The organism is uncultured Caulobacter sp. (assembly GCF_947036865.1).
GTDB lineage: Bacteria > Pseudomonadota > Alphaproteobacteria > Caulobacterales > Caulobacteraceae > Caulobacter.
Map to the genome: position 1 here is coordinate 1 of NZ_CAMQSF010000076.1, position 9,044 is coordinate 9,044.

Consider the following 9,044-nt stretch of genomic DNA (forward strand, 5'->3'; position numbering starts at 1 on the left):
CAGCTTCGTTCAAGCCCGCCTCCGGGTGAACAACCTTCATAGCTTCGACATCTAGGCGCCGCCATCTCGCCAAACTAGAGCGTTCGACGGATCGAACCCCGGCCTTCGGCGTTTTGAGCGGCATGTTGCTTACCGATCAGGGGGTTCTCGCCATGACCGCGGCTCAGCCGGGGGCGGAGTCTGTCGACCTCCCGCGCCCGCCCCTGGACCTGGCGCGCCGCAGCGCGCTGTTCCTGGATCTCGACGGCACGCTGGCGCCGATCATGCCGCGTCCCGACGACGTGGGCCCCGATCCGCGCCGCGCGCGGTTGATCGCCCGTCTGCGCGAGACGTTCGAGGACCGCGTGGCCGTCGTCAGCGGCCGCGCCCTGCCCGATCTCGACCACATCCTGGGCGGCGGCGTGCGCGCCATCGCCGCCGTGCACGGCCTGGTGCGCCGCAACGCCGACGGCGTCATCGTCGACCGCCCGCCGCACGCGGGCCTGGAGGACGCCCGCCGCATCCTCGGCGAGCTCGCCCACTGCGAACGCGGCCTGCTGTTCGAGGACAAGACCCTCAGCGTCGCCCTGCACTATCGCAACGCTCCCAACTGCGCCGAGGCGGTGATCGAGGCGGCCGAGCGCCTGGCCCGCGCCACGGGGCTCGTGCTGCAACTGGGCGACATGGTCGCCGAGCTGCGCACGCCCGGCGCCGACAAGGGCGCGGCCGTGTCGGCCTTCCTGCGCGAGCGGCCGTTCGCCGGGGCGACGCCGGTGTTCATCGGCGACGACCTGACCGACGAGGACGGCTTCGCCGCCGCCGCGCGGTTGGGCGGCTTCGGCGTGCTGGTCGGCCAGCCCCGCCCGACCGGAGCCGCCTATCGCCTCGCCGACCCCGCCGCCGTGCTCCGCTGGCTCGAAGGCCTCACCGCCCCTCAGGCGGTGCTGGGGTGAGCGCATGAGCCGCCTGATCATTGTCTCCAATCGGGTCAATCCCCCCAATCCCGCCGAGGGCGGCGAAGGCAGCGTCGGGGGCCTGGCCATGGCCCTGGCCGCGGCCCTGCGCGAATATTCCGGCATCTGGTTTGGCTGGAGCGGCAAAACCGTGCCCGAGTTCACCGGCCAGCTGAACATGCAGCGGATCGAGGGCGTCACCGTCGCGACCGTCGATCTGGAGGAGACCGACTACCAGGAATATTACAACGGCTACGCCAACAAGACGCTGTGGCCGCTGTTCCACTACCGCGTCGACCTGACGGCCTATGACCGCTCGTTCGGCGAGGGCTATGACCGGGTCAACAAGCGGTTCGCCGAGACCCTGCTGCCGCTGATCGAGCCCGACGACGTCGTCTGGGTGCACGACTACCACCTGATCCCGCTGGCCCGCGAGCTGCGGCGCATGGGCGTGACCAACCGGATCGGCTTTTTCCTGCACATCCCGTGGCCCGCCCACCAGCTGGTCGTCACCCTGCCGCGACACCGCCAGTTGGTCGAGGCGCTGTTCGATTACGACCTGATCGGCTTCCAGACCGTGGAGTCGCTGGAGGCCTTCGAGGGCTATGTCTTCTCCGAGGTGCAGGGCTCCAAGACCGCCGCCGGCGAGCTCGTCGCCTTCGGTCGCCGCGCCCGCGCCGCCGCCTTCCCGATCGGGGTCGACGCCCAGGACTTCGCCGAGATCCTGAAGGGCGAGGCGGCCATGAAGGTCTATGACCGGATGATGGCTCACAGCGTGTTCCGCAAGATGGTCGTCGGCGTCGACCGGCTCGACTATTCCAAGGGCCTGGAGGAGCGGCTGATCGGCTTCGAGCGCTTCCTGGCCGACCATCCGGACCTGCGCCGCGAGGTGATGCTGCTGCAGATTGCGCCGCTGTCGCGTGATCAGGTCGAGGCCTATCAGGATCTGCGCGCCCGGCTGGACGGCCTGATCGGCCGGATCAACGGCGCCTATGCCGAGATGGACTTCACGCCCATCCGATACGTGAACCGCTCGTATCGCCGGGACGAGCTGGCCGGCGTCTACCGCGCCAGCAAGGCCGCCCTCGTCACCCCGCTGCGCGACGGCATGAACCTGGTGGCCAAGGAATATGTCGCCGCCCAGGATCCGGAGGACCCGGGCGTGCTGATCCTGTCGCGCTTCGCCGGCGCGGCGCGGCAGATGAAGGACGCGCTGATCGTCAATCCCAACAGCCCGGAGGAGATCTCCGACGCCCTCGAGCGCGCGCTGTCGATGGACGTCGCCGAGCGCAAGCGGCGCTGGGAGGCCCTGTTCGACAACGTCAATCGCGAGGACGTGACCGCCTGGCGCGACGACTTCGTGGCCGCCCTGAGGGCGCGACCGGGGCCGGGCGAGGCCGGCGCGGACGTCCCCAAGGCGCCGGTAAAGAGCCTAGACGTCGCGGCCAAGGCGCTGCGCGCCGGTCCCGAAGCGACGGCGGTGCGCGCCTAGACCTCGCGCCTGGCGGCGGCGCGGAACGCGCGGGGCGTGGCCCCGGTCGCCGCCTTGAAGGCGCGGTTGAACGGGCCGATCGACGCGAACCCGCAGTCCAGGGCGATCAGCAGTATGGATCGCTCCCTCAGCGCCGGATCGGCGAGCATCTCGGTGGCCCGGGCGATCCGATAGCTGTTGAGCATCTGGTTGAAGTTGGCGAAGCCGAGGCCCGACGTAACACAGCGGCTGACCTTGTACTCCGGCTCGCCGAGCCGTCGCGCCAGATCGGCGACCTTCAGATTCGGCGAGGCGTGCACCCCCTCCTCGCGCAACAGCCGCTCCAGGCGCGCGGTCAGCTGGGCGTCGTCGGCGCTCGGCGCCGCCCGGCGCCGAGCCGGCGCGGTCAAGGGATGGCGCGCGCGGAACCAGACGGCTCCGGCGCAGAACAGCGTCGCGGCGGACGCGCAGATCGTCTTGACCAGCTCGGCGAAATCGCGCTCCGGCGCGCTGGCGAAGGGCTGATTGACGGCCAGCACCGAACTGCCCATCAGCACCGCGTAGACGGCGACATAGATCAGGCGAAAGCGCTTCTCCGTCGCCGGCAGATCGCCGCGAAAGCCGTTGAACGGCTCGACGAAGGTCAGCAGCAGCACGGTCGAGCTGCCCAAGCCATGCGTGTTCTCGATCGCGCGGGCGACCGGCCCCGTCAGTCCGCCGCCCAGCACCGATATGACGCCGGTCAGGAAGACCACCGCCACGACGATCCGGGACCAGCGCGCGTCATGTTCGGCCGGATCGAACAGGGCCCTGGTCAGCAGCCAGGAAAAGCCGCAGCCCGCCACGCCGCCGATCGCCAGCGGCGTCGCCAGCGCCCCAGCCCGCGCGCCCAGCACCTGTCCGAGCACGAAACAGACGAGCGAGGCGGTCGTCAGCGCCCAGTGCGCCCGCAGCCGCGCGGGCGGACGCGGCGCGCGATTGGTCGGGACCGAGGCCGGGGCCGAGTCCAGATTCGGGGAGAGGAGCGTAAGGTCCATGCGCTATCCGGATATTCCGCCCGCCATCATCGCGCACCTTCGTTAAGCCTTGTCCAGCGCCGCGCGGCTCCAGAATCTTTGGCCGATTTCCAAACCAGAATCTTTGGCCGATTTCCAAATCGGCGAGACGCCCTCCCCGACCCGCCGCATCGACCTTCCCGCGCCCGACAGGGGTCGGCCGCGAAGGAGGTCAAATGTCTCGCAACCAAGTTTCAGCCCGGGCGCATCGATGGTCCGCGAACCTGTGGTTCGCCGTCGCGGCGGCGGGCCAAGCCGTGTTCATCTATTTCATCGTCGCGTTCTACGGGACCCGCACCGCGTCCGGGCGCTGGGCCGCCTGGAACGACAAGCCGCTGATCACCGGCTATGTGAAGGGCGATCACGCCGGCAACGCCGTGTTCGCCGCCCACGTGCTGCTGGCCGCCGTCGTGACCCTGGCCGGTCTGGCCCAACTGGTCCCGGCCTTCCGGCGCGCGGCGCCGGCGCTGCATCGCTGGACCGGCAGGACCTTCCTGACGCTTGCGTGCTTCCTGGCCCTGAGCGGAGCCTGGATGGCGGCCGCGCGCGGGACCTATCTGTCCCTGATCTCGGCCATCGCGATCCTGGGCGACGCCGCCCTGATCCTGGTCTTCGCCGTCCTGGCCTGGCGGACGGCCCTGGCCCGCCGGTTCGAACAGCATCGACGCTGGGCGATGCGAACCTTCATGGTGGTCAGCGGCGTCTGGTTCCTCCGGGTCGGCCTGATGGGCTGGATCGTGCTGAACGGCCGCCCGCTCGGCATGACCGACCACATGACCGGCCCGGCGGACGTGGTGCTGGCGTTCGGCAGCTACCTGATCCCCCTGGCGATCCTGGAGCTGCATTTCGCCGCGCGGAGCCGGGAGAAGCCGGCGCTGGAATGGGCGGCGAGCGGGGTGATCCTGGTGTCGACGCTCTATGTCGCCGCCGGCGCCTTCGGCGCGTTCAGGATGATGTGGGGCCCCTACCTCTAGACTAGCCCTTCTCCTCGAGCCCCTGGATCAGCGTCTTCAGCTTTTCCACCTCGTCCGGCTTCAGCGGACGGTGCTGGGCGAAGTGGCTGATCAGCGGGGCCAGCTGGCCGTCGAACAGGCGATCCAGCAGGCCCTGGCTCTCGGACTGCACATAGGCGCTGCGGTCGACCAGCGGGCGATAGCCGTGCTTGCCCTCGGCGCGCTCCGACTTGATCGCCTTCTTCTTCAGGAGGCGGTTGATCAGGGTCTTGACCGTGGCCTCGCCCCACTGCTGGGCGGCGCCGACCTCGGCCACCAGCTCGTCGGCCGACAGCGGCGCGCGCCGCCAGAGGGCTTCCATGACGTGGGCTTCGGCGGCGGTGATGTGCATGACGCTTACATCCGTAATTCAACGCGTGACGCTATACCCGCTATTACGGGTGTCAAGCGGGCGCCGACCGCAAGCGGGGCCCCGCTTTTCGGGCGCCGCCCAACCGCCGCTGGATTGTCAATGACACCGGTTTCCACTAGAGACGTGACAAACCGACTAAAGCGGCCCGCCAGCGGACCCGCGACGATGATGTAAGGGAGGACCAGCGGCGTGACCGTTACCGAGGCCGAAAGCGCGATCTTCGCCCCCGCGGCCATTGCTTCCCAGTTCGTCAAGGCCCGGCAGGACGGCGTGAGCGTCCCCGGCTATCCGGGCGGGGTGATTCCCGCGAACATGGCCGAAGGCTACGCGGTGCAGGATCTGGCGATCGCCGCCTGGCCGGAAGCCCTGGTGGGCTGGAAGGTCGGCCTGGTGCCGCCGCAGCATCGCGAGCGCCTGGGCGTCGACCGCCTGGCCGGCTGCATCTTCGAATCGCGCGTCCAGCAGGCCTCCGCCGACAAGCCGAATGAATTCCGCGCCATCGAGGGCGGCTTCTGCGCCGTGGAGGCCGAGTTCATCTTCCGCCTGGGCCAGGACGCTCCGGCCGACAAGACGCAATGGACGCCCGAGGAAGCCGCCGCCTATGTCGGCGAGCTTCTGGTCGGCGTCGAGATCGCCGGCAGCCCCCTGGCCACCATCAACGCCCTGGGTCCGACGGTCGTGGCGTCCGACTTCGGCAACAACGACGGCCAGATAATTGGTCAGGCCATTTCCAACTGGCGCGACATCGCCTGGGAGGATATGCCGGTCGAGACCTTCATCAACGGCAAGTCCGTGGGCGTCGCCACGGCGGCGACCATTCCGGGCTCGCCGCTGGCGGCCCTGGCCTTCCTGCTCGGCGCGGTCGCCGCGCGGGGCAAGCCGCTGAAGAAGGGCATGATCGTCACCACCGGCGCCACGACGGGCATTCATGACGTGGTCGCCGGCGACGTGGCGCGCGTGAGCTTTGGACCGTACGGCACCGTGGACTGCGTCGCCGTCCCGGCCCGCTAAGACAAAAAAGACGACAAAGGGAAGGAAGGCGCTAGGCCATGGACGTTTCGAAGGCCCCTGCCCCGTCCGAGAAGATCGGCCGGTACCGCTGGGTGATCGTCAGCCTGCTGTTCGCGGCGATGGTCATCAACTATGTCGATCGCCAGACGATCGGCCTCCTGAAGGCGGACCTGTCGAAGGAATTCGGCTGGAACGAGACGCACTACGCCGACCTCGTCTTCTACTTCCAACTCGCCTACGCCGTGGCCTATCTCGGCTGGGGCAAGGTGATGGACAAGATCGGGGCCCGCTGGGGCTTCGGCGTGGCCTTCGCCATCTGGCAGGTGGCCCACATCGCCCACGCCGCCGCGCGCGGCTTCACCGGCTTCCTGGCGGTGCGCATGGGCCTGGGCATCGGCGAGGCCGGCGGCTTCCCGGGCGGCATCAAGGCCGTGGCCGAGTGGTTCCCCAAGAAGGAGCGCGCCTTCGCCACGGGCCTGTTCAACGCCGGCACCAATATCGGCGCGATCGTCACGCCGCTGGTCGTTCCGGGGATCGTGCTGGCCTTCGGCTGGCAGATGGCCTTCATCGTCACCGGCGTCGCGGGCCTGGTCTGGCTGCCGATCTGGCTGCTGGTCTACCGCACCCCGCGCGAGCAGAAGAACCTGTCGGCGACCGAGCTGGCCTATATCGAGCAGGATCCCGCCGATCCGGTCGAAAAGGTCGCCTGGACCAAGCTGCTGACCAAGAAGGAAACCTGGGCCTTCGCGCTCGGCAAGTTCCTGATCGATCCGATCTGGTGGATGTTCCTGTTCTGGCTGCCCGACTTCCTGGGCAAGACCTATCACATGGACCTGAAGACCTTCGGCCCGCCCCTGATCGTCATCTATCTGATGAGCGACGTCGGTTCCGTGGCCGGCGGCTGGCTGTCGTCGTCGCTGATGAAGCGCGGCTGGAGCATCAACAACGCCCGCAAGACCACCATGCTGATCTGCGCCCTCCTGGCCGTGCCGGTGATGTTCGCGGCCAAGGCCGACAGCGTGTGGCTGGCCGTGCTGATCATCGGCGTGGCGACCGCCGCTCACCAGGGCTTCTCGGCCAATCTCTACACCCTGCCCTCGGACGTCTTCCCGCGCGGCGCGGTGGGCTCGGTCGTCGGCATCGGCGGCATGCTGGGGGCCGTCGGCGGCATGGTGTTCTCGAAGTACATCGGCAAGGTGCTGGACAGCCTCGGCGTCTACACCCCGATCTTCATCGTGGCCGGCAGCGCCTATCTGGTGGCCTTGCTGGTCATCCACCTGCTGTCGCCCAAGATGGAGCTGGCCAAGGTCTAGGCCGGCGCGCCATCCTGAAAGACGAAAGGCCGGGGCGCGATCCCCGGCCTTTTTTTGCGCTGTACTAGCCTCGAGCCGCTTCAGCGCCGCCCTCGCCCTTCGACAGGCTCAGGGTGAGGACGACTGTCGGCCTCGCGGGCGCGAAATCCTCATCCCGGGCTTGTCACGGGGCGAGGATTTCCAGCCGGACCCGCCGCCACGCTCAACATGAACACGGCGTTTTCTTGGGGCTGGACCTCAGGCGCTCGCCGGATCCGGCACGGCGCCCAGTTCGCCGCTCTCCCGCGCCTTGCGGCCGTAGACGACCTCGAACAACGGGCTGGCCATCACGGTCGTGACGATCGCCATCAGCACCAGCATCGAGAACAGGGTCGGACCGATCACGCCCTTCTGCAGGCCGATATTGATGATGATCAGCTCCATCAGCCCGCGCGAGTTCATCAGCGCGCCGATGCCCATGGCCGTGGCGTGGGCCTCGCCCGTGACGCGCGCGGCGACATAGCAGGCGCCCCACTTGGCCACGATCGAGGCGGCCAGGACGCCCAGCGCGATCAGCAGCAGCTCCGGCGAATTGACCATGTCCATCCGCGTGTTCAGACCGGAATAGGTGAAGAACATCGGCAGCAGCAGCACCACCGCCAGCGGCTCGACCTTCTTCTTCAGCTCGGCGACGAACAGGCCGCGCGGCATGAAGACGCCCAGCAGGAAGCCGCCGAAGATCGCGTGGATGCCGACCGCGTCCATCAGGAAGGCCGACAGGCAGAAGGCCATCAGGGTCAGAGCCAGGACGGTCGGGCTCATCTGGCCCTCGCGCTCGACCATGCGGCCCAGCGGGGCCAGGATCCGCTTGCCGAACAGGACCATGAAGGCGACGTACGAGAGCCCGCCGCCGATGGCCAGCACCGCCACGCCCGGCCCGCCGCCGAACGTCGCCAGCACCACCGCCAGCACGCACCACGAGCAGGCGTCGTCGAACGCCCCGGCGGTCAGGGACAGCGTGCCCAGCGATGTCTTGGCCAGCCCGCGCTCGTTGATGATCCGCGCCAGCATCGGAAAGGCCGTCAGGGCGATGCAGGCGCCCATGAAGAGGGTGGCGTTGGCCTGGCTGATGGTCGGGGCGAACAGGCCGGGCACCTTCAGCAGGAACGGCGTGATCAGCGCGGCGATGGCGAACGGCGCGGCGATGCCGGCGAACGACACGCTCATGGCGCTCTTGGCCTTGGCCCTGAAGTGGTCGGCCTGGAAGCTCGTGCCGACCATGAACATGTAGAGCCCGACGCCCAGCTGGGCGCCGACATAGAGGACGTTCCGGGTCTCCTTGGGGAACAGCGCGGCCTGGAAGTCCGGGAACACCAGGCCCAGCAGCGACGGTCCCAGCACCACGCCGGCGATCATCTCGCCAACCACCTGCGGCTGCTTCAACACCTTCTGGCCCAGCCACCCCACCACCCGGCAGGTCAGCAGGATCACCGCCAACTGCAAAAAGAAATGCACCGAGAAGTCGCCGGGCGCGTAGCTGTGGGCCGCGGCCTTGGTGGCCGGTCCGTGGGCGGAAAGCACTTCCGACGCCGTCTTCAGCGTGGCCGCGAGAATGTCTGACACGTCAAAACGCCCCTAATGCGAACTTGGCTTCGCGCCTTTTTCGCTCGGGTGCGCAGAGGCCGCCGCCGCCCGATCGCCGCGCGGGCGAGGCCGCGTCAGTCGATGGGTCGCGGACCGCTTCTCTGTCTCCAGAGCGCCACGCGCGAGTGACGCATCAAAAAGACATCGTTGTCAATTTGACTGGAGGCCGGCCGCCGCGGCCTATTGGATCCCGCTGACCTCGCCCGCCGTCGCCACGCGCACCGCCGTCGCGAGCGGCGCGCCGACGGGCGACGCCGGCGCGGCCGGAGCGGCG

Annotated in this window: 8 protein-coding genes; 5 read left to right on the plus strand and 3 right to left on the minus strand. The window is 68.8% G+C overall.

Annotated features, from left to right (window positions below; translation table 11 throughout):
* The first annotated feature begins 152 nt into the window (after window positions 1–152).
* Window positions 153–932 (plus strand): trehalose-phosphatase, encoded by a 780-nt coding sequence (gene otsB / locus Q0V34_RS20150; protein WP_297516001.1) that lies wholly within the window; start codon window positions 153–155, stop codon window positions 930–932.
* Between the two features lie 4 nt (window positions 933–936).
* On the plus strand, window positions 937–2,424 hold the full coding sequence (gene otsA / locus Q0V34_RS20155) for an alpha,alpha-trehalose-phosphate synthase (UDP-forming) (protein ID WP_297516005.1): 1,488 nt from the start codon (window positions 937–939) through the stop codon (window positions 2,422–2,424).
* Here otsA and Q0V34_RS20160 read toward each other — a convergent pair.
* The gene (locus Q0V34_RS20160) at window positions 2,421–3,440 is read right to left on the minus strand and encodes an AraC family transcriptional regulator (protein WP_297516008.1); all 1,020 of its coding nucleotides are present in this window, start codon (window positions 3,438–3,440) and stop codon (window positions 2,421–2,423) included. The genes otsA and Q0V34_RS20160 overlap by 4 nt on opposite strands.
* A 194-nt stretch (window positions 3,441–3,634) precedes the next feature.
* Between Q0V34_RS20160 and Q0V34_RS20165 the strand changes: the two genes are divergently transcribed.
* The gene (locus Q0V34_RS20165; RefSeq protein ID WP_297516011.1) at window positions 3,635–4,432 is read left to right on the plus strand and encodes a DUF2306 domain-containing protein; all 798 of its coding nucleotides are present in this window, start codon (window positions 3,635–3,637) and stop codon (window positions 4,430–4,432) included.
* A gap of 1 nt (window position 4,433) precedes the next feature.
* Here Q0V34_RS20165 and Q0V34_RS20170 read toward each other — a convergent pair whose 3' ends face one another.
* Window positions 4,434–4,802, minus strand: coding sequence for a BlaI/MecI/CopY family transcriptional regulator (locus Q0V34_RS20170; protein WP_297516014.1), 369 nt, complete (start codon window positions 4,800–4,802; stop codon window positions 4,434–4,436).
* 210 nt (window positions 4,803–5,012) lie between these two features.
* Between Q0V34_RS20170 and Q0V34_RS20175 the strand changes: the two genes are divergently transcribed.
* Window positions 5,013–5,834, plus strand: coding sequence for a 2-keto-4-pentenoate hydratase (locus Q0V34_RS20175; protein ID WP_297516016.1), 822 nt, complete (start codon window positions 5,013–5,015; stop codon window positions 5,832–5,834).
* A 38-nt stretch (window positions 5,835–5,872) separates the two neighbouring features.
* Window positions 5,873–7,147 carry an MFS transporter gene (locus Q0V34_RS20180; RefSeq protein WP_297516019.1) on the plus strand — a complete coding sequence of 425 codons (1,275 nt, stop codon included), beginning with the start codon at window positions 5,873–5,875 and terminating at the stop codon, window positions 7,145–7,147.
* Window positions 7,148–7,384: 237 nt separating this feature from the next.
* Here the strand turns inward: Q0V34_RS20180 and Q0V34_RS20185 are convergent, their stop codons facing one another.
* Window positions 7,385–8,749 carry a cation:proton antiporter gene (locus Q0V34_RS20185; RefSeq protein ID WP_297516022.1) on the minus strand — a complete coding sequence of 455 codons (1,365 nt, stop codon included), beginning with the start codon at window positions 8,747–8,749 and terminating at the stop codon, window positions 7,385–7,387.
* Window positions 8,750–9,044: the final 295 nt, after the last annotated feature.

Excerpts from the sequence above, each read along its gene's own strand:
- otsB (WP_297516001.1), top strand. The coding sequence starts at position 153 with ATGACCGCGGCTCAGCCGGGGGCGGAGTCTGTCGACCTCCCGCGCCCG.
- otsA (WP_297516005.1), top strand. The coding sequence starts at position 937 with ATGAGCCGCCTGATCATTGTCTCCAATCGGGTCAATCCCCCCAATCCC.
- Q0V34_RS20160 (WP_297516008.1), bottom strand. The coding sequence starts at position 3,440 with ATGGACCTTACGCTCCTCTCCCCGAATCTGGACTCGGCCCCGGCCTCG.
- Q0V34_RS20165 (WP_297516011.1), top strand. The coding sequence starts at position 3,635 with ATGTCTCGCAACCAAGTTTCAGCCCGGGCGCATCGATGGTCCGCGAAC.
- Q0V34_RS20170 (WP_297516014.1), bottom strand. The coding sequence starts at position 4,802 with ATGCACATCACCGCCGCCGAAGCCCACGTCATGGAAGCCCTCTGGCGG.
- Q0V34_RS20180 (WP_297516019.1), top strand. The coding sequence starts at position 5,873 with ATGGACGTTTCGAAGGCCCCTGCCCCGTCCGAGAAGATCGGCCGGTAC.